The organism is Methylobacterium sp. J-072 (assembly GCF_022829425.1).
Classification (GTDB): Bacteria; Pseudomonadota; Alphaproteobacteria; order Rhizobiales; family Beijerinckiaceae; genus Methylobacterium.
Genome location: NZ_JAKSYK010000224.1, coordinates 47,444 through 70,289 on the forward strand (window position 1 = coordinate 47,444; position 22,846 = coordinate 70,289).

Consider the following 22,846-nt stretch of genomic DNA (forward strand, 5'->3'; position numbering starts at 1 on the left):
GGCACCCATCACTTCACCGTCAGCGTGCCGGTCATGCCCTTCGCCTCCAGGCCGCGCGCCTCCCACTTGTAGGCGCCCGGCTTGATCGCCACGAACTCGACGGCGATCTCGCCGGGATCGTCGAACTCGAGGTGATCGGGCGCGCCGCCGCCATGGATCTCCTTGTGCTCGATGACGATCTGGTTGAGCCAGATGTAGCGGAAGAACTCGGGGGCGTAGAACTTGTACTCCTGCCGGCCCTTGGCGACGATGCGCAGCCGGTAGGCCTTGCCGGATTCGAGCGTGATGTCTTTGTTCTCGACCGCGAAATCGTTGCCCTGATCGTCGCCGAGGACGAGGTCGGGCAGGTTCTCGCGCTTCTTGGTGAGGTCGAGGGCCGAGGCCGGCCCAGCCGCGAACAGGCCGGCCAGAGCGAGGGCTGCGATCCGAAACGTCCGCGTCATGTCGTTCCTATTCCTGTGCCGCCGTTTACGCGGCGATGTCTTGCGTCATGGGCTTTCGATCGGAGTTGCACACCCCGATCCGGCGCCTGTCTTCGAGTGACAAACTAGTTCGGGGAGATGGCGACGCCCCAGGGCAGCAGGCCGACCGGGATGCTCTTGACCACCTTCTCGGCGGCGACGTCGATCACCGAGATGTCGTTCGACGTCCCGTTGGTGGTGAACAGCATTTTTTGGTCGGGCGTGAAGGCGAGCTGCCAGACGCGCTGACCCACCGGGAGGTATTTCTCGACCGCGTAGGTCTTGGCGTCGATCACCGCGACCCGGTTGGCCGGGCCCAGCGCCACGAAGGCCTTGGTGCCGTCCTTGGTGATGCGGATGCCGACCGGCTGGATCGCCTCGTCGTTCACGCTGGGGATCTTGAACGTGATCTTCTTCACCACGCGGCGCTGGTCCACGTCGATCACGCTGACCGTGCCGCCGACCTCGGCCGAAACCCACAGGAACTTGCCGTCGGCGGTGAACTCGGCAAACCGCGGCCGGGCATCGACCAGCACGTTGTCGATCACCTGGAACGTCTTGGTGTCGATGAAGTGGGCCATGTTGGTGGTCTCGGAGGTGTTCACCAGGATCTTCCCGTCCGGCGACAGGCCCATCCCCTCCGGCTCGACCCCGACCGGCACCTCGGCCAGGACCTTGTTCTTCTCGATGTCGATGATCGTGACCTGGCTGTCGTCCTCGTTGGCGACGTAGAGCGGGTTACCCGAGGCATCGAGGATGAACTGCTCCGGATCCGGGCCGGAGCGGAGCGAGCGCACGACCTTGCCGGAGCTCGTGTCGAGCACGTCGATCCGGTCGTCGTCGCTGGCGCAGACGAACACCTCCTTGCCGTCCTTCGACACGGTGATCCCACGCGGCCGGCGCCCGACCTTCCAGGTCCCGGTGACGGCCATCGTGGTCGTGTCGATGACGCTGACGGAGTTGCCCTTCTCGTTGGTCACGTAGGCGGTGAAGGCCAGGGCCGGCCCGCTGAGGGCGAACCACGCTCCGAGGGCGAACACACTCAGACCTGCCTCGACGCGGCGGCGCATGCGACTTCCTTCCCTTGTGACGTCCCGGCGTCCTCGAAGGACGTTCTCGACAGTCGATTGTAGTGCGCCGCCCGCGGGTTGCGAGGGCGCGGGCCGCTCGCCATCGCCGCAGGCGGCGTGGAGCCTCATTTGAACTTGCAGGTGGTCTCGGGCAGGTCGACGCCCAGCGTGTCCAATGGCGTGCGCTGGTGCAGGAAGCCCTGCTCCGGGGCCACCGAGACCAGGGCCTTCGGCTGGACGACGATCACCGGCTGGCGCAGCTGGTGGTCCCAGGGGCGGAAGCTCAGGGACACGCCCTTGTAGGCCGGCAGGTTGAAGGCCGGATCGACCAGATACGGGCCAAGGACGGCCGGATCGGCGGTCTTCTTGGCGGTGACGGCCTCGCCCACGGTGCGGATCGCCGCCCAGGCTTGGTAGTCGAGGGGGCGCATCAGCCGGGAGGAGAGCCGCCGGAAACGGTTCTGCGCCTGCGCGGCGCCCCAGGTCTCCAGCACCGGCGACCACGTGGTCGAGGTCAGCGCCTGAGTGCCGCCGACAGGGCGGGGATCGACGGTGCGGTAGGAGACGTAGTCGCCCCAGTCGCCCTCCTCGTCGGCCACGATCGCCATGTCGTAGTCGAGGCCCCGGGTGAAGACCATCGCCTCGGCCCGGGTCGGGGTATCGCCCCGCGCCTTTGCGAGCGGCCCGAAGGTCCAGGGTTTTTCCGCGGTGATCTTCAGGGCGAACTTGCGGGCCGAGTTGCGCAAAGCCTCGGCATAGGCCTTGTCGGCCTCGGTCGGGCCGACGATCAGAAAGATCTTCCGCCAGCGCATCACCGTCAGGTACTGCGCGATCGCGTCCGTCAGCATCGCCCGCGACGGCAGGATGTGGAACACGTTGGCGCGGCAATCGGCGCCGCGCAGGCGGTCGTCCGGGGCGCCGGCATTGAGCACCACCGCGCCGCTGTCCTTCACCGCATCGGCCACCGCCAGCACCGCGTCGGCCGGCAGCGCGAGGACCAGGTAGTTCACGCCCTTGGCGACCAGCTCCTTGGCGGCCGCCACGGCGTCGGGCTTCTCGTCGCTGAGCGCGACCGCATCCAGCGCGAAGGTCTGCTTGGTGAACCGGCCGGTGGTGTTGTTGTCGGCGATGCCCATCTTGGCGCCGGCCACACCCTCGTCCTCCGGGGCAGCCTCGGCGTCGTATGAGGACGGCGCCGGCTCCGGCCGGTAGATCAGCCCGATATGCGTGTCGATCGGCTGCGGCGCGGGCTGCTGCGCCAGGGCGGCGATGGGCGTCAGGAGCGTGCAGGTCGCGAAGGCCGCGCCAAGGCCGGACCGATACCACGGAGGCTGGGGGACACGCTGGGCCGGGGCATGTGCAGGATCGTGCATGGGCGCGGCCTCTAGCAGCTTCCGATCCGGCCGCTCAACCGCGGCTTCTTCGTCGGGCGTTCACGTTCGCGTCGTGGGCCACCGGCGCGGCGATGTACATTGCCAATCTGTCCCTTCGCCCGAGCTATAGTGGCTCAAGGGCCGCCAATCACGGCCATCAACATGGAGAGGGAGCCCCGAGGATGCGCCACCTGTTCGCCTGCGCGGTGACCGCCAGCCTCCTCGCCGGCCCTGCCGTCGCCGCCGAGAAGGCCGCGATCTTCCCGGTCGAGCTGTTCGACCCCGGCGCCACCTACGGCACGCGGGCGCGGCCGGTGGATACGAAGAAGCTTGCGCTGGTCACCGACGAGCTGCGCAACGCCCTTCACAATCAGGCCGGCCTGGAGATCGTCGACACGGCGCCGAAAGCCGAACTGGTTGCCAAGGAAGGGCCGCTCTACAAGTGCAACGGCTGCGCGGCCGACATCGCCAAGAGCCTGGGTGCGGATCTCGTCGTGACCGGCTATGTGGAGAAGGGATCCGGCCAGATCTTCAACCTGAACGTCACCATCGCCGAGGCCGAGACCGGCAAGATGGTGCGCGGTGGCCAGGTGACGATCCGGGCCGATACCGACGACACTTGGGCGCATGCCATGCGCTGGGTCGTGAAGAACCGCCTGCTCGCCGAGCCGCTGCCCGGCAAGTCGTGATTGCGTGCCGCCCATCTTCGAGAGATCCGTGTCCGCGTTCCCCGTCCCACCCGGCCCCCTGCCCCGCCTCCTCGTCAGCGTCCGCGACCCGGCCGAGGCCGAGGCCGCCCAGCTCGCCGGGGCCGACCTGATCGACGCCAAGGATCCGGAGCGCGGCGCGCTCGGCGCCCTCGCAACGGGAATGGTGGAGGAGATCGTCGCCCGGGTCGCCGGCGCCGCGGTGACCAGCGCGGTGGCCGACCCGAACCCCGAATCCGTCACCGCGATGGCGGCGACCGGGATCGACTGGGTCAAGACCGGTCTCGACCCCCACCGACGGCGCGACACGGCCGCGCTCGCCTCTCTGACGGCTGCAGCGCCCGGCCGTCTGATCGCCGTCCTGTTCGCCGAGGACGGACCGGCGGCCGACTTGGTCCCGGCTTTGGCGCGGGCCGGCTTCGCGGGGGCGATGATCGACACCGCCGGCAAGTCCGGCGTCCGGCTGACCGATCTCGCCGAGCCGGATACGCTCGCAGCCTTCACGGCCGCGTGCCGGACTCACGGGCTGATGTGCGGGCTGGCCGGCTCTCTCCGGATCACCGACATCCCGACCTTGAGCGCCCACCGTCCGGATTATTTCGGCTTCCGCGGCGGCCTGTGCCGCGACTTCGACCGGCGCAACGGCATCGATCCCTTGCGGGTCGCCGAGGCCGTGCGCGCCCTGCGGCCGAACCATCGGGACGCCGCGTGACGACCATCCTCAAGATCGGCGGCAGCCTGGAGGCGGATCCGGCGCGGCTGCGCGCCCTGCTGGCGGAGGTGGCCGAGTGCGTCCACGGGCGCTGCATCGTCGTGCCGGGCGGCGGCGCCTTCGCGGATGCCGTGCGGGCCGACCAGATCCGCGACGGCTTCGACGACGCGGAGGCCCACCGCCGCGCCCTCGACGCCATGGGCCGCATGGCCGTTTTTTTTCGGAGTTTGGAGCCGCGCCTCGTCCGCAGCGTCGCGCCCTGGGCCGACGATGCAGCGGCCTGCGTCTGGGACCCGGTGAGCCTGCGCGCCGGCCATCCCGACATCCCCGAAAGCTGGGACGTCACCTCCGACAGCCTCGCGCTCTGGCTGGCCGCGCGCCTGCGTGCCGGCCGCTGCGTGCTGGTGAAGTCCGCCGACGCCGCGGCCGACGAGTCCCCTGCCCTTCTGGCCCAGCGCGGGCTGGTCGATGCCGCTTTCCCGGCCTTCGCGATGCGCTACGGCGGCCCGATCGCGATCTGGGGACCGACCCGCCGGGTCACGCTGCAGCAGCGGGTGGCGGCGTGAGCGCCCCCGAGCACATCGTCTTCGTCACCGGCCGCCTCGCTCGGGCGCGGCTGGAGAAGGTCGCGGCCGGCCTGCCGGCCACGATCCGCTGGAGCATCGCGGATGCCGGCGTGAAGGTCGCCGCGCTGATGACCGAAGAGATCATCCGCCGCCGGGTCGAGATCCCCGAGGGCGCGACCCGGATCGTCCTGCCCGGCCGCTGCCGGGCCGATACCGGGCGGCTCGCCGAGCATTTCCATCTGCCGGTGGAGCGCGGGCCGGACGAGGTGGTGGATCTGCCGGCTTGGCTCGGCCTCGCCGGCCGCAAGGTCGATCTGTCGAAGCACGACCTGCGGATTTTCTCCGAGATCGTCGACGCCTCGAAGATGAGTCCAGACGAGATCCTGGCCAAGGGCCTCGACCTCGCCCGCCGCGGCGCCGACGTGATCGACCTCGGCGGCCTGCCGGACACGACCTTTCCGCATCTCGAGGACTCGGTCGCGGCCCTGAAGGGCGCCGGCCTGAAGGTCAGCGTCGATTCCTTCTCCCAGGACGAGCTGGCCCGGGGCGCCCGGGCCGGGGCCGACTACCTGCTCAGCCTGAACATCGACACGCTGGATCTGGCCTTCGAGACCGATGCGGTGCCGATCCTGGTGCCCCTGCGCCCGGACGACCTGCCCTCCCTCGACCGGGCGATCGAGCGGATGCTGAAGGCCGGAAAACCGTTCCTGGCGGATCCGATTCTGGAGCCGATCCACCACGGCTTCGTGGATTCGGTCAGCCGCTACCGCGACACCCGCGCCCGCTGGCCCGACATCCAGATGATGATGGGCACCGGCAACCTGACGGAGCTGACAGAGGCGGATTCCCTGGGCGTCACCGCCCTTCTGGTCGGGATGTGCTCGGAACTGTCGATCGGCAACGTGCTGATCGTCCAGGTCTCGAACCACACGCGCCGCACCGTCGAAGAGCACGATGCCGCCCGGCGGGTGATGTACGCGGCGAAAGTCGATTCCGCCCTGCCTAAGGGCTACGGACGGGCGCTCCTCGCCCTTCACGACAAGCGCCCCTTCGTGCAGACCGCCGCGGAGGTCGCCCAGGCCGCCGCCGAGGTCCGCGACCCGAATTACCGGGTCGCCGTCGCCGAGGACGGGATCCACGTCTACAACCGTGACATCCACAGGGTCGGCACCGACGCGATGGCCTTCTTCCCCGACCTCGACGTGAAGAGCGACGGCGCCCACGCCTTCTATCTCGGGGCCGAACTCGCCAAGGCCGAGACCGCATGGCGGCTCGGCAAGCGCTACGTTCAGGACGAGCCCCTCGACTGGGGCTGCGCCGCCGACGCCGATGTGGAGGACTCCACCGCGTTCAAGAAGGCCGGCCACACCCGCCATTCCGGCCCCGACGCGCCGCCGCCCGGCACCCGCGACGCCCAGCTGGTGAAGCCCGAGGCGAATGCGGACGCGCCTGAGACGATCTCGGAAGCTGAGGCTCGGGACGAGGCCACGCCGGAGACGCCGCAACCCGCGACCAAGCTGGTCTGCGGTCGGCTGGTGCCGGCGGACAGGGCCTGACCATGCCGCTGATCCTGGAGACGATCGTCACCACGCTCGCGCCGTCCGGCGAGCTGCACCTTGTGCCGTTCGGGCTGATCGGCGAGGCGGACGGCTACGTCCTGGCGCCGTTTCGGCCCTCGCCGACCATCACCAATCTCGAGGCCAATCCGTGCTTCGCGGCGTCGAGCCCGCGGGACATCCGGGTGATCGCCGGCGCGGTCACGGGGCGGCGCGAATGGCCGACCGTGGCCTGCAAGGCCATTCCCGGCCGGCGGCTCGCCGACAGCTTCGGCCATGCCGAGTTCGAAATCGCCTCGGTGGAGGATCATGAAACTCGGCCGCGCTTTCGCGGCCGTATGGTCCATTCCGCCGCCCACGCGCCGTTCATCGGCTACAACCGCGCCCAGGCGGCGGTGCTGGAAGCGGCGATCCTCTCGACCCGGCTCCACATGCTTGAGCCGGACAAGGTGTTGACGGAGATGGCCTACCTCGCCATCGCCATCGCCAAGACCGCGGGCCCGCGCGAGCGCGAGGCCTGGGGCTGGATCGAGGACAAGGTCGCGGCGGCCCTCGGCCCCGAGGCGCGCGTTCTCGGTCAGGACGAACGCTAGATCCGTATCCGGGCGTTCGGATGCGGGTCTGACACTCACTTGTGACACGCTCTGAGGCGCGAAACCGGTATCTCCATCACCGGAATGCGCCCTGGAGGCGGGAGGAGCGGGACACGATGAAGACAATGACCCTGGCCCTGGCGGCCACGGCTGCCCTGGTGGCGGCGACCGCGCAGGCCCACGGCCCGACCCGGCGCAAGATCTCCGAGTCGATCGAAATCAGCGCGCCGGCCGACAAGGTCTGGGCGGTGATCGGCGACGTGAAGAACGCCGACTGGATGCAGAACGTCACCAAGACCGAGGTCAGCGGCGACGTGCCGACCAAGTTCAAGCGCACCCTGACGCTCAAGAACGGCAACCAGATTCAAGAGACCAGCAACAAGTACAAGCCGGACGACAAGCTGTTCTCGTACTACATCGAGAAGGTCGACGTGAAGGACCTGCCGGCCAACGACTATTCGGCGACGATCACGGTCGAGCCCGCGGGCGACGCCAAATCCAAGGTCGAGTGGAAGGCCGCCTTCTACCGCGGCTACATGAACAACGATCCGCCGCCCGAGCTGAACGACGAAGCCTCCGAGAAGGGGGTCGGCGACTGGATCAAGGCGAGCCTCGCCAACCTGAAGGCCAAGGTCGAGAAGGGCTCGTGAGCCTGAACAGGCGCAGCGCGGCGCTCGCCGCCGCCCTCGCCCTAGTCGCGACGCTGGCCCGCGCCGAACCGGCGCGGGAGGCGATCGTGACGGCCCAACTCGGCGGCGCGGTCGAGATCGTCGACCTCGCCGCCGGCAAGGTGGTGCGCAGCATCGCCCTCGACGGGGCACCGGCCGGGATCGCCCTGTCGCCCGACCGCAAGCGGGCCTACGTCACCCGGCCCGAGGGCCACGGCCTCGCCGTGCTCGACCTCGATGCCGGCCGCGTCATCGCGGAGGTGCCCCTGCCCGGCGGACCGCTCGGCGTCGCCGCCGATCCGAAGGGCGGCACGGTCTACGTGGCAGATTGGTATGGCCACCGGCTGTTCGTGCTGACTGAGCGCGACGGCACGCTGGTTCCCAACGGCGAGATCGCGGTGGGCGCCTCGCCCTCCGGCATCGCCATCGCGCCGGACGGCGCGACGCTCTACGTCGCCAACCGGGAGGCCGATACGGTCTCGGTGGTCGACGCACGAACCCGCAAAGAATCCAAAACAATCCCGGTGGGGCAGCACCCGTTCGGCATCACCCTGGATGCCGCGGCCGGCCGCGCCTACACGGCCAACGTCACGAGCGACGATGTCTCGGTGATCGACCTCGGGGCGGGGCGCGAGATCACCCGGATCCCCACCGGCCGGCGGCCCTACGTGATCGCGCTGTCGCAGGGCCGTGGCTTCGTCACCGACCAATATGCCGGCAGCGTCACGGCCTTCGATCTCGCCACCCTCAAGCCGATCGCCGACATCGATGTCGGCGACCATCCCGAGGGCATCGCGGCGGATAGCGACGGCCGCCTCTACGTCGCCAATTGGGGCGACAACACGCTCAGCGTTCTGGATGCCCGCACGCTCAAGGTGCTGGCGACCATCCCCACCGGCAATGGCCCGCGGGCGTTCGGGGATTTTCTGCGCTGAGACTTTGCTTTTGCATCATCTTCTCCGAAAGCCGGAAACCGCCTTTCGGGATGATGCCCTAATCCATCTGGCGGTGCGGCGCCCGGCGGTAAGCGACCCGGGCGACCACGAGGGCGCTGCCGATTTGGAGAAAGCCGGATTCGCCGAGATCCGGCGGCGCCCAATGCGCCTGGATCAGCAGCCGCGTCAGCGCGTTCAGTGCCAGCAACGTCAGGCAGAAGGCCGCTGCGGCGAGCAGGCTGGCGACGAACTCGGGCATGGCTTCATCCCCCGTGTCGAACACGGACAGACTAGCAAGCCCTACGCCAAGGGGAAGCCCAGCCTCTCAATCGATCAGCGCTTGCGGGCGACAGCCGCCGGGGTCCCGGCCTGGGCAGCAGGCGCGGCCAGCCGAGGTGTCTCGACGGAGAGCCTCTTCACCGGCCAGCCGTCGCTCCAACGCTCCATGTCGGCGAGGCGCGGGTTGTTCTTCATTGCGTTCGCGTCCGACCCGGCGAAGGCCGCTGCCGCCGCGATGTCGAAAGTCTTCCAGAAGCCGAGGTAGTCCAGCGCGTCGACCCGGGCGATGTTGATTTGGGACACGAGCGTCTGCTGTTCGCCGGTCAGCGCCATGTCGGCGGACCAGCGGAACGGCGGCGGTTTCGGGGCGTCCTTGGCCGCGTCCTTCGGCTCCGGCCCCGGCTTGATCGCACCGCCGTCATAGGCGGTGTCGGTGCCGGCGGGCGCCGCCAGCGTCGCCGTGAGCGCCGGGAAGCCGTGATCGTCGGACAGGGCGCGGACGAACAGCTTGCGCTCGATCGGCACGGCGCTGGCCTCGCGGAGCAGGCGCTTGGCCGCGAGGTCGGCCGCCCGGGTGTCCTTGTCGCCGACCATGGTGATGAGCAGCGTCGACGGGTCGATCCCGGACAGTTCGGTCAGCGCGATGCCGCGGGATTTCGGGCCGCTGGCGATGCCGCCGGGCGCCGCGGCGAAGATCAGCTTCGGGACCGGCAGGCCCTGCTGCTTGGCGCCCGCGGCCATGTCGAAGGCGATGGGCGCGCCGGCGAGATGCCCGATCAGCGCGACGCGGCTCAGATCCGGCTTGGCGTCGGCGTCGGAGGCGAGGTCGGCGAGCGCGGACTTGACCAGGCCCTCGGCGATGCTGGGGGCGTCGGCCGGGCGGGTGCGGTTCACGTCCTGGAAGCGCGGATAGAGCACCAGCCAGCCCTGGCGGGTCAGGTGATCGATCCAGCCGCCGTAGCTCTGCGGGTTGACCACGCCCCAGCCGTGCAGGAACACCACGACAGGCCGGCCGGCGGCCGGCGCGGCCCCTGCGGCGTGGAACGCGAAGGTGGTGGCGGTCCCGCGCCCGAGCAGGCGCTTCACGATCGTCGCCTTGCGGTCGCCGACGCTGCCCGGACCCTCGGCCGGCTGAGGCGGCGGCGCAGCGGCCTGCACGCTCTGGATCCCGGCCAGGGCCAGGATCAGGCCAGCGGCAAGCGATCCGCGAAGGAAATGAAGACGCATGAGGGGCTCGACTGAGAGACGCGATGCGTCGGCAGGTCAGAGCCCGCTGAATAGCAGATTCCCCCGCCTTGGCGACTCGTGGCGACCCGTCAGGCGGCGAAGGCGCGCTCGGCGTCCGTATCGTCGAGACGCAGGGCCAAGGCCATGATCTCCGCCGGCACCTCGTCGGCCGCCGCGGCGTAATGCGCGCGCAACTCGTCGCTCAGGGTATCGACGACCTGGGCCTCGGGCGCGTCGTCCCAGGGACGCCGCCGCAGGGAGTCGGCGTGATTGGCAGCGACGATGTGCATGATGAAGTCTGGGCTCGACGGCGTTGCACGGGATGGGGCGCCGGGCGCTCCGGGAGTGGCGTACAACCCGGAGTTGGCTTCAGGTTTCCAAGCCCGGCGTAATTAATTTACCACCCGGCCCGATCACCGCCGGCCCGGTCGTCCCCGAGGGACGCCCCGCCGCCTGCTCGACCCAGGCCAGGATATCCTCGGCGCGCCACGGCTTCGGGATGAAGGTCGCCGACATGCGCAGGTCGCTCGGCTGGTCGCCGGCATCGCCGGAGGTGAGCAGCACCCGCACCCGCGGCCAGGTCACGCCGATGATCCGGGCGAGCTCGAAGCCGCCGATCGGCCCGGGGGTGCGGACATCGGAGAAGACGACGCTCACTTCGTCGGCCCGGTCCTTGAGGATGGCGAGGGCTCGGTCGGCGGTCTCGGCCTCGATCACCGTGAAGCCGGTATCCTCCAGGAGCGTAGCCGCGAGGAAGCGCTCGTCGGGTTGGTCCTCCACGACGAGAATCACGGGCTTCTGTCCGGGCTGTACCGAATCGCTCATGGGCCGGGACACTCTACAGGGGCTGAACGGCGGTCGCGACGATCAGTTCAACGCCCCGATCGCCGCGGTCGGCCGGACCCGCGCAGGCACAGATCCTCCCGCGACCCTGACATATTCGACAAGTTGTGGCCGTGTCCCGGGAAGCACAGCCCACCGGGAACATCTCGCCAAGACGGCGGAAACCGGCGGGTTCAGCCGACGCCGTGGGCTTTCAGGAAGGCGAGTGCCCGATTCCAGCCATCCTCTGCGGCGTCCTTGCGGTAGCTCGGGCGGTAATCCGCGTGAAAACCGTGCGGCGCCTCCGGGTAGATCACCAGTTCGACGCTCTTGCCGGCCTGCTTGGCCTTGTCCCGGGCCTCCTCGGCGGAGGCCGGCGGGATGCCGGTATCGGCGCCGCCGTAGAGGGCGAGCAGGGGCGCGTTGATCTCGGCCGCCACGTCCCCGGCGGTGCGCGGCTGGATGTCGGTCCGCTCGCCGCCGAGGGGCCCGTACCAGGCCACCGCCGCCTTCAGGTCGCGACGATGCGCCGCGTACAGCCAGGCATCCCGCCCGCCCCGGCACCAGCCCATCACCCCGAGCCGGCCGGGATCGCCCTTCGCGGCCGAGGCCGCCCAGGCGGCGGTGGCGTCGAGATCGCCGATCCACTGCGCGTCCGGGGTCTTGGAGATGACGTCCCGGATGATGACCTTGGGATCGGTCATGGTCGAGAGATCGCCCTGGCGGGCATAGAGTTCGGGGGCGACCGCGCAGTAGCCGGCCTTGGCGAGTCGCCGGCAGATGTCCTTGATGTATTCGTGGACCCCAAAAATCTCCTCGATCACCAGCACGATCGGGAATGGGCCTGCGCCGTCCGGCACCGCCCGGTAGGCCGGCATCGGGCCGTCGGCAGCCGGGATCTTCACCTCGCCGGCCTCGATGCCGGCCGCATCGGTGTGGATCACCTGCGCCTCGACACGGGTCGTCGCGACGGTCAAACCGCTGATCAGGCTGGTCATCACGAAACCGCGCCGCGACAGAGGCGCGGTGATCAGGCCGTCGAGCCCGGCATGTGTGGTGTCGGCCATGAACATCTCTCCCGCGTTCTCGCGAAGAGGGCTATCCGGCGAAGACAGCCGCGGTCAAACGACCGAGCGCCTCAGCCCCCTGCTGCAACGAGCGCACGGGCCGGGCGCGGGGCGGCGACGCGGACCGTCTCCGGGAGGGCGCGGGGCTTCAGCACATCGGCTAAGGTGACGAAGGTGTCGGAAGCCGGCGTCTCCACGGCCCGGATGCCGTAGCCCAGGGCGAAGGAGCGGTTCAGACCGGCATCGCGGGCGATCCCGAACAGCTCCAGGGCGCCCAGGAACGCCTCGCGGAACAGGCTCGGCCGGCACCAGCTCTTTTCGGCCATCTGCAACGGCCAGTCCCACAGACCCTCGGCCCGCCGCGCAGCCGCGGCATCCCGGCTGATGAAATAGCCGGTGCCGCGGTGCTCAAGCCCGTCCGCGCTCACCGACCAATCGTCATTGCCGAACAGTTCGGCATCGGCCACGTCGCTCATCGGGTCCTCCGCGCTGTGCCGGCATTCCGAAGCACCGGAACAATGCCGGAACATTGGCGCGGAACATCGCAGCGGTCAAGGCGATTGTTCCCGCTGCGTTCGCAAAGGTCCGTTCCGATTCAGCGGCTCTTGAACAAAGGGTGCTCGACACGGTCGCCGGCCTGGATCCCGAGCTTGGCCGCCGTACCGGCATTGAGTTCGAGGACGGCCGAGACCGGGCTTCCGGACGGGATGATCGCGGTCGACAGAGGCTCGGTATCGGCCGCGACCCGACTCACGATGCCGTCCGGACGGATGAACAGCATGTCGAGCGGCAGATAGGTGTTCTTCATCCACATGGTGACGGGTTCGGTGCGCTCGAAATCGAACAGCATGCCGTGATCGGCGGCCATGTGCCGGCGGAACATCAGGCCCCGGGAGCGGCCGGCATCGTCGCGCATGACCTCGACATCGAACCGCTTCGGGCCGGCCTTGGTGACGATGCTCAGCGGCTCGGTCTTGGCCTGGCTCTCTCGTGCCGGGCTCTGCGCGGAGACGGAACGAAGGGCGGCCGGTGCAGCCAGGACCAGACAGGCGACGGCGGTCGCCTGCGCGACGCGGGAAAGGGCTTTCACAGGCACATGCCTCTCGGGAAACGCGGGTACGGGCGGTGTCAGATAGCGCGTCCGGACCGTGCCGTCAGTGCGAGGTCGGGAGCGCTCCGTCGATCAGGCGGATCTCGGCCGCCATCACACCCTTGGAGCCGTCCCCATAGCGCACCAGCACCGCATCCCCGGGCTTCAGCTCCGCGATGCCGTAGCGACGCAGGGTTTCCATGTGCACGAAGATGTCGGGGGTGCCGTCGCCGCGGGTTAGGAAGCCGAAGCCGCGCAGCCGGTTGAACCACTTCACCACCGCCGTCTCCAGCCCGCTCGTCGGCGTGACGGAGACATGGGTGCGCGGCATCGGCATCTCGGAGGGATGCAGGGCCGCTGATTGGTCGAGGGAGATCACCCGGAACGCCTGCCAGCCCCGCGGGCGCTCCACCGCTTCCACCACGATACGGGAGCCTTCGCTGGCGCCCTGGAAACCGTCCCGCCGCAGGCAGGTGACGTGGAGCAAGATATCGGGGGCGCCGTCATCGGGCACGATGAAGCCAAAACCCTTCGACACGTCGAACCACTTGATGCGGCCGGAGACCTCGACGAGGTCGAGCGCCTCGTCCTCACCCTGCACCGCCTCGGCGGCCCGGGTGTCCTCGATCCGATTGGGGTTTTCCGGCCCGGATCCGCGTTCGTCAGACATGGCCGAGCAACCTACACCGAATCACGCCGCGCGCTCTCACGGCAAGATTAACGAAGTCCTGACGCCCGGAAAGCCCATATGACCGGCACAGGAGCTTTGCCGAGTTGCAATCTTGCCCGGGGGAGGCAGGCCCGCAACAGTCGATCGGTCGCAGCCCGGGCCGGGGAAAGGCGTTTTCACGCCGATCGAGCCGTCCGGATCCCCTTCGTGACCCTGTCCAGCCGAGTTTTCGCGATGGGCCGGCAGGCCACTTCACGTTTTCGAGAGGGTATCGGAGCGGCAAAAGGGCCGGCGTCGCGAAGCGTTCGATGGTGGCGTCCTGGGCGCCGGCGTGGTTTGAGCCACCCGCCATGCAGACCGACGCACCCCGCCCCGCCCCGGCCGCCGCGCAACGCCGCCTGCCGATCATCGACGCCGTGCGGGCGGCGGCGCTCCTGGCGATGGCGAGCTACCACACGCTCTGGGACCTCGGATATGTGCGGCTGACGGCCGAGAACTACGCCCTGACGCCGGCCGGCCACCGGGCGGCCGAGGCGATCGCCGGCACGTTCCTGACGCTGGTCGGGGTCGGGCTGGTGCTGATGAACGGGCGCGGCCTCCGCCTGCGGCCGACCCTGATGCGGCTCGCCCGGATCGGCGGGGCGGCGCTCCTCGTCACCCTCGGAACCTGGCTCGCCTTCCCGGACGCCTACGTGTTCTTCGGGATCCTGCACTGCATCGCCGTGGCGAGCGTCCTGGGCCTGCCGTTCCTGTTCCTGCCGGTCCCCGTGACAGCGCTGGCCGCCGCCGCGATCTTTGCGGCGCCGCTTCTGGTGCACGCGCCGGTGCTCGATGCGCCGATCCTGTACTTCCTCGGCCTCGGCGCGGGGACGCCGCGGACCAACGATTACGTGCCGCTGTTCCCGTGGTTCGGGTTCGTCCTCACGGGGATCGTCCTCGGGCGCCTCGGGCCTCCGCTGCTGGCTCAATCACGCGTTGGCGCCTGGACACCGCGCTCGGCGCTCGGCCGCGTCGCGACCTTCGCGGGGCGCCACAGCCTCGTGGTGTATCTCGTCCACCAGCCGGTGCTGCTCGGGCTGATCACCGGGCTCGTCACTCTGACCGGCCCGAACCCGCTTGCCGGCCTGCGGGCGTTCCGGGCCGATTACGTGAGGATCTGTACGCGCACCGGCGGCGAGCCGCCGCTCTGCCGCATCGCCGCCCGCTGCACCTCCGACGCGCTGCTCAAGGAGGATCTGTTCCGGGAGGATGGCCGGCCGTTCAGCCCGCAGGAGCGGCTACGGGCTCAAGCCCTGTCGCAGGGATGCTACGGGGCGCTCGAGGCGGCGTCTCAGGCGCCGCGGTGAGGTGATGGGTCGACTTCTCCCACCCACGCCCTCATCCTGAGGTGCGAGCGTAGCGAGCCTCGAAGGAGGCCTCCAGTCTGCTCGCGATCCCTGGAGGCCTCCTTCGAGGGCGACGCTGCGCGCCGCCACCTCAGGATGAGGTGTAGGGGGGGATAAAGGGTCCTCGCAGAGCACCCGTCGGCTCGCAGCGAGACCCCCCAAAAATCAATCCTTGGCGCGCTCGACGTAGGCGCCGTCCGCCGTCATCACGACCACCCGGGTGCCGGCGGCGATGTGCGGGGGGACGGTGGTGCGCACGCCGTTCGAGAGCGTGGCCGGCTTGTAGGACGAGGAGGCGGTCTGGCCCTTGAGCACCGGCTCCGTCTCCATGACCTCCAGCGTCACGCGCTGCGGCAGCTCGATGGTCAGCGGCACGTCGTTATGGCTCGCCAGCATCACGACCATGCCCTCCTGGAGGTAGGGGGCGGCGTCACCGACCACATCGGACGGCACCGCGACCTGCTCGTAGCTCTCGGGGTTCATGAAGTGGAACCCTTCGGCATCGCTGTACAGGAAGGTGTGCTCGCGATCCTCCACGAAGGCCCGCTCGACCTGCTCGGTGGTGCGGTAGCGCTCGGACACCTTCACGCCGTCCGTGATCCGGCGCATGTCGAGCTGGGTCACCGGGGTGCCCTTGCCGGGGTGGATGTTCTCGGCGAACAGGATCACGTAGAGCTTGCCGTCCTTCTCGACGACGTTGCCCTTACGGAGCGTTGAGGCGATCACCTTCACGGAATTAGGTCCTGCATTGACAAGGCGGGTCGGCACACGCCAAGCGCGTGCACTGGATCTAGGCCCCGCCACTATCGCATCTGCGACGCCGTTGCCAGCCGGCGGGCATCAACCGGGGCGCGTGGGTTTGAAACCGTGCCGAGGCCGCTCGGAGGAACCGGAATCGGCCCTCTCCACCGAGAGCCTGTCAGGATCGCGCGATGACGACGCTCAGGATCCCCTTGCCCGCCCGACGCCGCCTCCTTCGGGTCGCGCTCGGCCGCTCGGGAGCCGGGCTTTGAGCGGTGTCCCCTCCCCCTGGTGGTCGCCCGATCGCCATGCCGACCGGCGGCCGCGGCTCCTGCTGCGCAACCGCATCCTGGCCGCGTTCCGGGCCTGGTTCGCTGCGCGCGACTTCGTCGAGGCCGAGACCGCCTGCCTGCAGGTCTCGCCGGGCAACGAGGCGCATCTCTCGGCCTTCGCCACCGAGGCGATCGGCGCCAGCGGCGCGCGGACGCCGCTCTACTTGCACACCTCGCCGGAATTCGCCTGCAAGAAGTTGCTGGCGGCCGGCGAGACCCGGCTTCTCAGCGTCGCCCGGGTGTTCCGCAACCGCGAGCGCGGGCCGCTGCACCATCCGGAATTCACCATGCTGGAATGGTACCGCGCCGGCGTGCCCTACACCGACCTGATGGCCGATTGCGCCGACCTGCTGGCGCTCGCCGCCGAGACCGCCGGCACCGGCCGCTTCCGCTATCGCGACCGGGAGACCGACCCGTTCGCCGAGCCGGAGCGCCTGACCCTCGCCGAGGCCTTCAATCGCTTTGCCGGCATCGATCTCCTCGCCACCCTATCGCCCGCCGGCGACACCGACCGCGACGGCCTCGCCGCCGCCGTGGACCAAGCCGGCCTGCGGGTCGCGCCGGACGACACCTGGGCGGATCTGTTTTCCCGGGTGCTGGTGGCCCGGATCGAGCCGCATCTCGGCATCGACCGCCCGACGATCCTGTGCGAGTACCCGATCAGCGAGGCGGCCCTCGCCCGGCCAGCCCCGGACGATCCGCGGGTGGCGGAACGGTTCGAGCTCTATGCCTGCGGGGTCGAGCTCGCCAATGCCTTCGGCGAATTGACCGATCCGGCTTCCCTTCGCAGGCGCTTCGCAGGGGAGATGGCGGAGAAGCTGCGGGTTTACGGCGAAGAATACCCGATCGACGAGGATTTCTTCGACGCATTGGCGGTGATGCCCGACGCCTCGGGGATCGCCCTCGGATTCGATCGCCTGGCCATGCTGGCCTGCGGCGCGAACCGGATCGACGACGTCCTCTGGACCCCGGTGGCGGAGACTTTGCCGTGAATCGCACCCTGCGCAGCGCCGCCGATCTCGCGGCGGCCGGGTTGCTGTCCGGCTCCGAGGCGGACGCCCTGCACGACGTGCTGGCCCGCTACGCCGTCTCGGTCACCCCCGATATGGCCGAGCTGATCGACCTCAATGATCCCGCCGATCCGATCGCCCGCCAGTTCGTCCCGCGGATCGCGGAAAGTGTCGTCGCCCCCGAGGAGCGGGCCGACCCGATCGGCGATGAGGCCCACGCGCCGGTGGTGGGGATCGTGCACCGCTATCCGGATCGGGTGCTGCTGAAGCCGCTGCATATCTGCCCGGTCTATTGCCGCTTCTGCTTCCGCCGGGAGATGGTCGGGCCGGACGGGCTCGGCTCGCTGACCGAGGCCGAGCTCGACGGTGCCCTCGCTTACATCGCCCGGGAGCCGCGGATCTGGGAGGTGGTGCTCACCGGCGGCGACCCGTTCGCGCTCTCTGCCCGGCGGCTCGGACTCATCGCGGAGCGCCTGGCGGGGATCGAGCACGTCCGGGTGATGCGGATCCATACCCGCGTGCCGGTGGTGAAGCCCGATCTCGTCGACGACGATCTGGTGCTGGCGCTCAAGACATTCGGGCGCGCCGTGTTCGTGGCCCTGCACGCCAACCACCCGCGCGAGTTCACCCCGGCGGCCCGGGCGGCCTGCGCCCGGCTGGTCGATGCCGGAATCCCGATGGTCAGCCAGTCGGTGCTGCTACGCGGGGTCAACGACGACGCCGCGACTCTGGAGGCGCTGATGCGGACCTTCGTGGAGAACCGGATCAAGCCCTACTACCTGCATCACGGTGACCTCGCGCCGGGCACCGGCCATCTGCGCACCAGCCTGACCGAGGGGCAGGACCTGATGCGCACCCTGCGCGGCCGCCTCTCCGGCCTGGCGCAGCCGACCTACGTGCTCGACATCCCCGGCGGGCACGGCAAAGTGCCGGTCGGACCCGGCTACCTGCGCGATTCGGAGGGCGAGACGCGGGTGACCGATCCAAACGGGTGCGAGCACGCCTACCCGCCGAAGGCGTGACGGAGATTTTCTGGTGACGATGCGCAAGCTCTGGGGCCGGCTCACTTCGGTGAACGTGCAGAAGGCGGTTTGGGCGCTGGACGAGGCCGGGCTCGCCTATGAGCGGATCGAGGCCGGCGGCGCGCACGGCGGCGTCAACGATCCCGCCTACCGCGCCAAGAACCCGAACGGGCTGGTCCCGACCCTGGAGGAGGACGGGTTCGTGCTCTGGGAGTCGAACGCCATCCTGCGCTACCTCGCGGCCACCGCGCCCGCCCTCGCGCTGCCGGCCGACCCGCGGGCACGCGCCCCTATCGAGCAATGGCTCGATTGGCAGGCCACCTCCTTCACCCCCGCCATGCGCGAGGCGTTCTGGCAGCTCTACCGGTCCGCGAATCCGGACCAAGCCGTTATCGCCGCCTCGCTGAAGCGCTCGGAGGCCTTCGCGGCGATCCTGGAGGTGCATCTGTCCGACCGGGACTACGTGGTCGGCCAAAGCTTCGGCATCGCCGATATCGCGCTCGGCTGCGCGGCGCATCGCTGGCTGAACCTGCCAGCCAAGCGCGTCGAGCGCCCGGCCCTGCGCCGCTGGTACGAGCGGATCGCCGCCCGGCCCGCTGCGGCCCGGGCGCTCGGCGAACCGATCGCTTGAGTCTGAGCTCGGCCTTGCCGGCGCGCCCACGCGATCCACCTTGAGCGGACTCGCCGATCCGTCCGGCGCCAGCCTTCCACGGAGCCTCTGATGGCGATCGACCCGACCCTGCGCGACGCGCTCTCCGCCGTGACGCCGGCGAGCCTGGCCCGAGCATTGGCACGGGCCGGCGTGAAAGCGTTCAGCCCGCGCGGTCTGACCGGCCGTGGGGGTAGCGCCATCGGCCCCGCCTACACGCTGCGGATGATCCCGGCCCGCAACGACGCCGCCGGCGACCTCGCCGCCGCCATCGATGCGATTCCGGAGGGCGCGGTCCTGGTGATCGATGCGGCCGGCTCAGGTCTCGCTCTGCCCTTCGGGGCGATCGTCGCGGCACGGCTCGCCCAGCGCGGCGTGGCCGGTCTCGTCACCGACGGCGCCCTGCCGGATACGGTCGGCCTGCCGGTCTGGTCCGCGCCGGAGGCCGGGAGCGAGACCCTGGCCCTGGTCGGCGCCCGGGAACCCGTGTCCTGCGGCGGTGCCGCGATCCATCCCAGCGATATCGTGGTCTGCGGATCCGGCGGGATCGTCGCGCTGCCGGCCGACCTCGCCGAGCGGGCCGCCCTGGAAGCGGTCGAGCAGCAGCGCCTCGACCTGTGGATTCAGCGCGAAGTCGAGAAGGGCGAGAGCCTCGCCAGCCTGTTGCCGCCGGACGCCGCCGCCCTGGCTCGGTTCGAGGCCGAGACGAAGTCGGCCTGAGTCGAACCATGTTTCTTGCGCTTTCCAAAGTGACTTACTTCTTGGTCACGCCGTCGAATGTCTTCATTTTCCTGGGGTTGATCGGGTTTGCTCTCCTGATGATGCGCCGCCGCGCCGCCGGCATCGCGTTCGGGGCTTTCGGCTTACTCGGGCTGCTGCTCGGCGGACTGACGCCGCTATCCGCGCTGATCCTGCTGCCCCTGGAGCAGAGGTTTGCAGCCTATTCCGCCGCCGATCGCACTCCTCCGACCGGGATCATCGTCCTCGGCGGTGCGATCATGACCGGCGTGTCGGAGGCGCGCGGGCAGATCGTCGTCAATGACGCCGCGGAGCGGCAGATCTATTTCGCCGACCTCGCACGCCGCTTTCCGGATGCGCGTCTCGTCTTCACCGGAGGCAGCGGCGTCGTCGGGGGCGGAACGCCCGAGGCCGACATTGTCAGCCGTGAGGCCGACGCGATGGGTCTGCCCCGCTCTCGGCTGATCCTGGAGAATCGCTCGCGCAACACCTACGAGAACGCGACCTTCTCGGCAGCCCTAGTCCAGCCGAAACCGGGCGAGCACTGGCTGCTGGTCACCTCGGCCTGGCACATGCCCCGGGCGATCGGGTGCTTCCGGCAGGCCGGCTTCACGGTCGACGCCTTCCCGGTCGATTACCGCACCCGGGGCTGGATCGATACGACCCGGTTCAAGGGCTTCGCCTCCGACGGGCTTCTGCAGCTCGATCTGGCCGTTAAGGAATGGATCGGCCTCGCGGTCTACCGGCTCGCCGGCTACACGTCGGATTGGCTGCCGGGGCCGGAGCCGGAGGCCGCACCGGGCAGCGCCAGCCGGTAGATGCCCCGGAAATCGTCCGGGTCGACCGGCTTGCCCTTGCGCAGGATCGCGACCCGGCCGGCATGGGCGAGCCGCACCGCGACCCGGCGTACCGGCTGCATCAGCGGACCCCACCCGTCCGGATGCGGGCCGCCCAGCGCTCGGGCAACCTCGGACGGGCAGATGGTCTTGCCGGCGCCGCGCTCGGCCACGAGGCCGAGCAGGGTCTCCTCGATCGCCGCCTCGTCCGCCTTGGTGGTGTTCATGTCCGTGCCTCCTCGGCGGGGGCCAGGAGCGGACCCTCGTGCGGCCCTTCACCGGCCTCCAGCAGCGCCTTGCGGATCTCTGAGGCGAACTGTCGACGCCACATGATGACGACGACGGCGCTTGTCGAGGCGATCAGCACGTACGGGCTGATGAACCAGCCGAGATAGGCGAGCGCGAAGAAGAACGCCCGCTGCCCGCGGGCGAAGTGCCGCCCGGCGCTGACATTCATCGCCGCGAGCCGCCGGACGGCGCGCATCATCTCGGTATCGCTCACGCCCGAGCCCTTCGGCGGCACCGCGCCGAGCAGGATCGCCGCGTAATTGAACAGCCGGTACGCCCAGGCGAATTTGAAGAACGCGTAGACGAACACCACCGCGAGGCCGGCGACCTTCAGCTCCCAGGTCGTGCGGTTCGCCATCGTCCCGAACGGCAGTGTCGCGAACAGGTTGAGCACGTCGTCGCCGGAGCGCGACAGGGTCAGCACCGAGCCCAGCGCGATCAACGAGGTCGAGGCGAAGAAGGCGGTGCCGTTCTGGAGCGAGGCGTTGATCTGCGTGTCGACCACCCGGTTCTCGCGCCCGATGATCTGCCGGGCCCAGTTGGACCGGTGGACGTTCATGATCTGGCTCAGCGAGATCATGCGCCCGCGCAGGCGGCCGACCGACAGGCCATACGCGACCCAGGCGAGGATGAAATACGCCAGCGCCCCGAGATCGAGGGGCGAAAAGGCGGCGCTACCTGTGGTCAGGTCGATCATGATCTCGGGGGCGCGAAGAGCGGACGATGGAAACGGCCCGAGGGGCCATACCAGTCGCGGCCGCCCCGCAGAACCCGTCGCGCCGCCCCGGACCGGGTCAGCCCCGAAGGATCTCGAACCGGTCCGTCTCCGGCGGATCGCCGCCCTCGTGCACGGCGACATCGGAGACCCGGGCGCCGGGCGGTCCCGACCGGCACAGGGCCACCATCTGATCGACGACGTCCGCCGGGCCGCTGAACAGGGCCTCGACGGAGCCGTCGTTGCGGTTGCGCACGGAGCCGGACAGACCGCGCGCCCGCGCTTCGGCCTGGGTCCAGGCCCGGTAGGAGACGCCCTGGACGCGCCCCTGGATGATGACGGAGACGGTGCGCATCGTGCTCACGAGATAGGCACCGTCCCCAAAAGGCCCGCGCCAATACGCGCGGGCCGCCAAGACCCTTACTCGGCCGCCATCGGGCGACGGATGCCGGCGCCGACCGGGGCGGAGCGCGTCTCGCCGGTGCGGACGTGGGTCGAGTAGAGCATCAGGCCGGTGAAGGCGAGGCCACCGACGATGTTGCCGAGCAGCGTCGGGATCTCGTTCCACAGCAGGTAATCCATGACGGTCAGGTGGCCGCCCATCAGGATCGCCGACGGGAACAGGAACATGTTCACGACCGAGTGCTCGAAGGTCATGAAGAAGAACACCGTGATCGGCATCCACATGGCGATCACTTTGCCTGGGACCGAGGTGGACAGCATCGCGCCGATGACGCCGGTGGAGACCATCCAGTTGCACATCATGGCCCGAACGAAGAGCGTGAGCATGCCGGCGGCGCCGTACTTCTCGTAGCCGAGGGTGCGGGCCTCGCCGATGCCGGCGATTGCCTTGCCGACGGCGTTCGGCTCGGTGGCGAAGCCGAAGGTGAAGACGATCGCCATCATCAGGGCGGTGGTGAGCGCGCCGGCGAAGTTGCCGAAGAACACCAGCGTCCAATTGCGGGCGATGCCGGCCACGGTGACGCCCGGGCGCTTGTCGATCAGGGCGAGCGGCGTGAGCACGCAGACGCCGGTGAACAGGTCGTAGCCGAGCAGGTACAGCATCGAGAAGCCGACCGGGAACAGCAGTGCCCCGACCAGCGGTTGGCCGGTGGTCTGGTTGATGGTCACTGCGAAGGCTGCGGCGAGCGCCAGGATCGCGCCAGCCATGTAGGCCCGGATGAAGGTGTCTTTGGTGGCCATGAAGACCTTCGATTCACCGGCATCGACGGCCTTCTTCACGAAATCGGCGGGCGCCAGATAGGACATGCGAACCTCTCCCCGCACGCGGCCGCCGATCGCCGTTGACCGAATGGCACGCTGCGCAATCACGA

The 22,846-nt window shown here is 69.5% G+C and carries 29 protein-coding genes; 13 read left to right on the forward strand and 16 right to left on the reverse strand.

Annotated elements, in window-relative coordinates; all coding sequences use genetic code 11:
- Positions 1 to 8: 8 nt before the first annotated feature.
- The 3 genes from MKK67_RS30420 to MKK67_RS30430 form a co-directional block, all read right to left on the reverse strand.
- The gene (locus tag MKK67_RS30420) at positions 9 to 443 is read right to left on the reverse strand and encodes a hypothetical protein (protein ID WP_243972540.1); all 435 of its coding nucleotides are present in this window, start codon (positions 441 to 443) and stop codon (positions 9 to 11) included.
- 104 nt (positions 444 to 547) lie between these two features.
- The gene (locus MKK67_RS30425; protein WP_243972542.1) at positions 548 to 1,531 is read right to left on the reverse strand and encodes a YVTN family beta-propeller repeat protein; all 984 of its coding nucleotides are present in this window, start codon (positions 1,529 to 1,531) and stop codon (positions 548 to 550) included.
- Positions 1,532 to 1,656: 125 nt separating this feature from the next.
- Positions 1,657 to 2,904 (reverse strand): ABC transporter substrate-binding protein, encoded by a 1,248-nt coding sequence (locus MKK67_RS30430; protein WP_243972544.1) that lies wholly within the window; start codon positions 2,902 to 2,904, stop codon positions 1,657 to 1,659.
- A 182-nt stretch (positions 2,905 to 3,086) separates the two neighbouring features.
- On the opposite strand from MKK67_RS30430, the gene MKK67_RS30435 reads away from it, so the two are divergent.
- The 7 genes from MKK67_RS30435 (at position 3,087) to MKK67_RS30465 (ending at position 8,641) form a co-directional block, all read left to right on the forward strand.
- On the forward strand, positions 3,087 to 3,593 hold the full coding sequence (locus MKK67_RS30435) for a DUF3280 domain-containing protein (protein WP_243972546.1): 507 nt from the start codon (positions 3,087 to 3,089) through the stop codon (positions 3,591 to 3,593).
- 28 nt (positions 3,594 to 3,621) lie between these two features.
- Complete coding sequence (locus MKK67_RS30440) at positions 3,622 to 4,323, forward strand: (5-formylfuran-3-yl)methyl phosphate synthase (protein ID WP_243972548.1); 702 nt, start codon at positions 3,622 to 3,624, stop codon at positions 4,321 to 4,323.
- Positions 4,320 to 4,889 (forward strand): uridylate kinase, encoded by a 570-nt coding sequence (locus MKK67_RS30445; RefSeq protein WP_243972549.1) that lies wholly within the window; start codon positions 4,320 to 4,322, stop codon positions 4,887 to 4,889. The genes MKK67_RS30440 and MKK67_RS30445 overlap by 4 nt, the downstream gene beginning before the upstream one ends.
- Positions 4,886 to 6,445, forward strand: a complete 1,560-nt coding sequence (locus MKK67_RS30450) for a DUF6513 domain-containing protein (RefSeq protein ID WP_243972550.1) — start codon at positions 4,886 to 4,888, stop codon at positions 6,443 to 6,445. The genes MKK67_RS30445 and MKK67_RS30450 overlap by 4 nt, the downstream gene beginning before the upstream one ends.
- A 2-nt stretch (positions 6,446 to 6,447) precedes the next feature.
- The gene (locus tag MKK67_RS30455; RefSeq protein ID WP_243972551.1) at positions 6,448 to 7,038 is read left to right on the forward strand and encodes a DUF447 domain-containing protein; all 591 of its coding nucleotides are present in this window, start codon (positions 6,448 to 6,450) and stop codon (positions 7,036 to 7,038) included.
- 116 nt (positions 7,039 to 7,154) lie between these two features.
- Complete coding sequence (locus tag MKK67_RS30460; RefSeq protein WP_243972556.1) at positions 7,155 to 7,688, forward strand: SRPBCC family protein; 534 nt, start codon at positions 7,155 to 7,157, stop codon at positions 7,686 to 7,688.
- The gene (locus MKK67_RS30465) at positions 7,685 to 8,641 is read left to right on the forward strand and encodes a YncE family protein (RefSeq protein WP_243972557.1); all 957 of its coding nucleotides are present in this window, start codon (positions 7,685 to 7,687) and stop codon (positions 8,639 to 8,641) included. Before MKK67_RS30460 ends, MKK67_RS30465 begins: the two co-directional genes overlap by 4 nt.
- Before the next feature lie 58 nt (positions 8,642 to 8,699).
- On the opposite strand, the gene MKK67_RS30470 is transcribed toward MKK67_RS30465, so the two are convergent.
- The 8 genes from MKK67_RS30470 to MKK67_RS30505 all read right to left on the reverse strand — a co-directional run bounded on the left by MKK67_RS30470 (position 8,700) and on the right by MKK67_RS30505 (position 13,796).
- A complete protein-coding gene (locus MKK67_RS30470; protein ID WP_092041377.1) occupies positions 8,700 to 8,900 on the reverse strand; it encodes a hypothetical protein in 201 nt (66 codons plus the stop codon).
- 74 nt (positions 8,901 to 8,974) lie between these two features.
- The gene (locus MKK67_RS30475) at positions 8,975 to 10,147 is read right to left on the reverse strand and encodes a chlorophyllase/cutinase-like alpha/beta fold protein (protein WP_243972558.1); all 1,173 of its coding nucleotides are present in this window, start codon (positions 10,145 to 10,147) and stop codon (positions 8,975 to 8,977) included.
- 89 nt (positions 10,148 to 10,236) lie between these two features.
- On the reverse strand, positions 10,237 to 10,437 hold the full coding sequence (locus tag MKK67_RS30480) for a hypothetical protein (protein WP_243972561.1): 201 nt from the start codon (positions 10,435 to 10,437) through the stop codon (positions 10,237 to 10,239).
- A 79-nt stretch (positions 10,438 to 10,516) separates the two neighbouring features.
- Positions 10,517 to 10,972: a response regulator gene (locus tag MKK67_RS30485; protein ID WP_243972563.1), complete on the reverse strand. Its 456-nt coding sequence runs from the start codon at positions 10,970 to 10,972 to the stop codon at positions 10,517 to 10,519.
- 191 nt (positions 10,973 to 11,163) lie between these two features.
- On the reverse strand, positions 11,164 to 12,036 hold the full coding sequence (locus tag MKK67_RS30490) for a dienelactone hydrolase family protein (protein ID WP_243972564.1): 873 nt from the start codon (positions 12,034 to 12,036) through the stop codon (positions 11,164 to 11,166).
- A 71-nt stretch (positions 12,037 to 12,107) separates the two neighbouring features.
- A complete protein-coding gene (locus MKK67_RS30495) occupies positions 12,108 to 12,512 on the reverse strand; it encodes a hypothetical protein (protein WP_243972569.1) in 405 nt (134 codons plus the stop codon).
- A 119-nt stretch (positions 12,513 to 12,631) separates the two neighbouring features.
- Entirely contained in the window at positions 12,632 to 13,126 is a 495-nt protein-coding gene (locus MKK67_RS30500) for a DUF192 domain-containing protein (protein WP_409568182.1), read from the reverse strand.
- A 64-nt stretch (positions 13,127 to 13,190) separates the two neighbouring features.
- Positions 13,191 to 13,796, reverse strand: coding sequence for a cold-shock protein (locus tag MKK67_RS30505; RefSeq protein WP_243972579.1), 606 nt, complete (start codon positions 13,794 to 13,796; stop codon positions 13,191 to 13,193).
- A 350-nt stretch (positions 13,797 to 14,146) separates the two neighbouring features.
- Between MKK67_RS30505 and MKK67_RS30510 the strand changes: the two genes are divergently transcribed.
- Positions 14,147 to 15,142, forward strand: a complete 996-nt coding sequence (locus MKK67_RS30510) for a heparan-alpha-glucosaminide N-acetyltransferase (RefSeq protein ID WP_243972584.1) — start codon at positions 14,147 to 14,149, stop codon at positions 15,140 to 15,142.
- A 204-nt stretch (positions 15,143 to 15,346) separates the two neighbouring features.
- On the opposite strand, the gene efp is transcribed toward MKK67_RS30510, so the two are convergent.
- Positions 15,347 to 15,913, reverse strand: a complete 567-nt coding sequence (efp, locus tag MKK67_RS30515; RefSeq protein ID WP_243972585.1) for an elongation factor P — start codon at positions 15,911 to 15,913, stop codon at positions 15,347 to 15,349.
- A 277-nt stretch (positions 15,914 to 16,190) separates the two neighbouring features.
- Here efp and epmA point away from each other — a divergent pair, with 277 nt between their 5' ends.
- The 5 genes from epmA (at position 16,191) to MKK67_RS30540 (ending at position 20,491) form a co-directional block, all read left to right on the forward strand.
- Positions 16,191 to 17,246 (forward strand): EF-P lysine aminoacylase EpmA, encoded by a 1,056-nt coding sequence (epmA, locus tag MKK67_RS30520; protein ID WP_243972586.1) that lies wholly within the window; start codon positions 16,191 to 16,193, stop codon positions 17,244 to 17,246.
- On the forward strand, positions 17,243 to 18,286 hold the full coding sequence (locus tag MKK67_RS30525) for a lysine-2,3-aminomutase-like protein (RefSeq protein WP_243972589.1): 1,044 nt from the start codon (positions 17,243 to 17,245) through the stop codon (positions 18,284 to 18,286). The genes epmA and MKK67_RS30525 overlap by 4 nt, the downstream gene beginning before the upstream one ends.
- A 19-nt stretch (positions 18,287 to 18,305) precedes the next feature.
- On the forward strand, positions 18,306 to 18,917 hold the full coding sequence (locus MKK67_RS30530) for a glutathione S-transferase family protein (protein ID WP_243972776.1): 612 nt from the start codon (positions 18,306 to 18,308) through the stop codon (positions 18,915 to 18,917).
- 90 nt (positions 18,918 to 19,007) lie between these two features.
- A complete protein-coding gene (locus MKK67_RS30535) occupies positions 19,008 to 19,655 on the forward strand; it encodes a dimethylmenaquinone methyltransferase (RefSeq protein WP_243972591.1) in 648 nt (215 codons plus the stop codon).
- An 8-nt stretch (positions 19,656 to 19,663) separates the two neighbouring features.
- On the forward strand, positions 19,664 to 20,491 hold the full coding sequence (locus MKK67_RS30540; RefSeq protein ID WP_243972593.1) for a YdcF family protein: 828 nt from the start codon (positions 19,664 to 19,666) through the stop codon (positions 20,489 to 20,491).
- On the opposite strand, the gene MKK67_RS30545 is transcribed toward MKK67_RS30540, so the two are convergent.
- From MKK67_RS30545 to MKK67_RS30560, 4 genes are all read right to left on the reverse strand, one after another.
- A complete protein-coding gene (locus tag MKK67_RS30545; protein ID WP_243972595.1) occupies positions 20,428 to 20,736 on the reverse strand; it encodes a DUF3253 domain-containing protein in 309 nt (102 codons plus the stop codon). The genes MKK67_RS30540 and MKK67_RS30545 overlap by 64 nt on opposite strands.
- Positions 20,733 to 21,494, reverse strand: a complete 762-nt coding sequence (locus MKK67_RS30550; protein ID WP_243972597.1) for a DUF599 domain-containing protein — start codon at positions 21,492 to 21,494, stop codon at positions 20,733 to 20,735. Before MKK67_RS30550 ends, MKK67_RS30545 begins: the two co-directional genes overlap by 4 nt.
- Positions 21,495 to 21,591: 97 nt before the next feature.
- A complete protein-coding gene (locus MKK67_RS30555; RefSeq protein WP_243972599.1) occupies positions 21,592 to 21,876 on the reverse strand; it encodes an acylphosphatase in 285 nt (94 codons plus the stop codon).
- A 56-nt stretch (positions 21,877 to 21,932) separates the two neighbouring features.
- Positions 21,933 to 22,781, reverse strand: a complete 849-nt coding sequence (locus MKK67_RS30560; protein WP_243972601.1) for a formate/nitrite transporter family protein — start codon at positions 22,779 to 22,781, stop codon at positions 21,933 to 21,935.
- Positions 22,782 to 22,846 lie beyond the last annotated feature (65 nt).

Bases quoted from the DNA above. Each gene is read 5' to 3' on its own strand.
- MKK67_RS30430 (WP_243972544.1), bottom strand. From the start codon at position 2,904: ATGCACGATCCTGCACATGCCCCGGCCCAGCGTGTCCCCCAGCCTCCG.
- MKK67_RS30435 (WP_243972546.1), top strand. From the start codon at position 3,087: ATGCGCCACCTGTTCGCCTGCGCGGTGACCGCCAGCCTCCTCGCCGGC.
- MKK67_RS30460 (WP_243972556.1), top strand. From the start codon at position 7,155: ATGAAGACAATGACCCTGGCCCTGGCGGCCACGGCTGCCCTGGTGGCG.
- MKK67_RS30470 (WP_092041377.1), bottom strand. From the start codon at position 8,900: ATGCCCGAGTTCGTCGCCAGCCTGCTCGCCGCAGCGGCCTTCTGCCTG.
- MKK67_RS30455 (WP_243972551.1), top strand. From the start codon at position 6,448: ATGCCGCTGATCCTGGAGACGATCGTCACCACGCTCGCGCCGTCCGGC.
- MKK67_RS30535 (WP_243972591.1), top strand. From the start codon at position 19,008: ATGGCGATCGACCCGACCCTGCGCGACGCGCTCTCCGCCGTGACGCCG.
- MKK67_RS30485 (WP_243972563.1), bottom strand. From the start codon at position 10,972: ATGAGCGATTCGGTACAGCCCGGACAGAAGCCCGTGATTCTCGTCGTG.
- MKK67_RS30550 (WP_243972597.1), bottom strand. From the start codon at position 21,494: ATGATCGACCTGACCACAGGTAGCGCCGCCTTTTCGCCCCTCGATCTC.
- MKK67_RS30490 (WP_243972564.1), bottom strand. From the start codon at position 12,036: ATGGCCGACACCACACATGCCGGGCTCGACGGCCTGATCACCGCGCCT.
- MKK67_RS30505 (WP_243972579.1), bottom strand. From the start codon at position 13,796: ATGTCTGACGAACGCGGATCCGGGCCGGAAAACCCCAATCGGATCGAG.
- MKK67_RS30560 (WP_243972601.1), bottom strand. From the start codon at position 22,781: ATGTCCTATCTGGCGCCCGCCGATTTCGTGAAGAAGGCCGTCGATGCC.
- MKK67_RS30540 (WP_243972593.1), top strand. From the start codon at position 19,664: ATGTTTCTTGCGCTTTCCAAAGTGACTTACTTCTTGGTCACGCCGTCG.
- MKK67_RS30495 (WP_243972569.1), bottom strand. From the start codon at position 12,512: ATGAGCGACGTGGCCGATGCCGAACTGTTCGGCAATGACGATTGGTCG.
- MKK67_RS30530 (WP_243972776.1), top strand. From the start codon at position 18,306: ATGCGCAAGCTCTGGGGCCGGCTCACTTCGGTGAACGTGCAGAAGGCG.
- MKK67_RS30420 (WP_243972540.1), bottom strand. From the start codon at position 443: ATGACGCGGACGTTTCGGATCGCAGCCCTCGCTCTGGCCGGCCTGTTC.
- MKK67_RS30545 (WP_243972595.1), bottom strand. From the start codon at position 20,736: ATGAACACCACCAAGGCGGACGAGGCGGCGATCGAGGAGACCCTGCTC.
- MKK67_RS30425 (WP_243972542.1), bottom strand. From the start codon at position 1,531: ATGCGCCGCCGCGTCGAGGCAGGTCTGAGTGTGTTCGCCCTCGGAGCG.
- MKK67_RS30480 (WP_243972561.1), bottom strand. From the start codon at position 10,437: ATGCACATCGTCGCTGCCAATCACGCCGACTCCCTGCGGCGGCGTCCC.
- MKK67_RS30510 (WP_243972584.1), top strand. From the start codon at position 14,147: ATGCAGACCGACGCACCCCGCCCCGCCCCGGCCGCCGCGCAACGCCGC.
- MKK67_RS30475 (WP_243972558.1), bottom strand. From the start codon at position 10,147: ATGCGTCTTCATTTCCTTCGCGGATCGCTTGCCGCTGGCCTGATCCTG.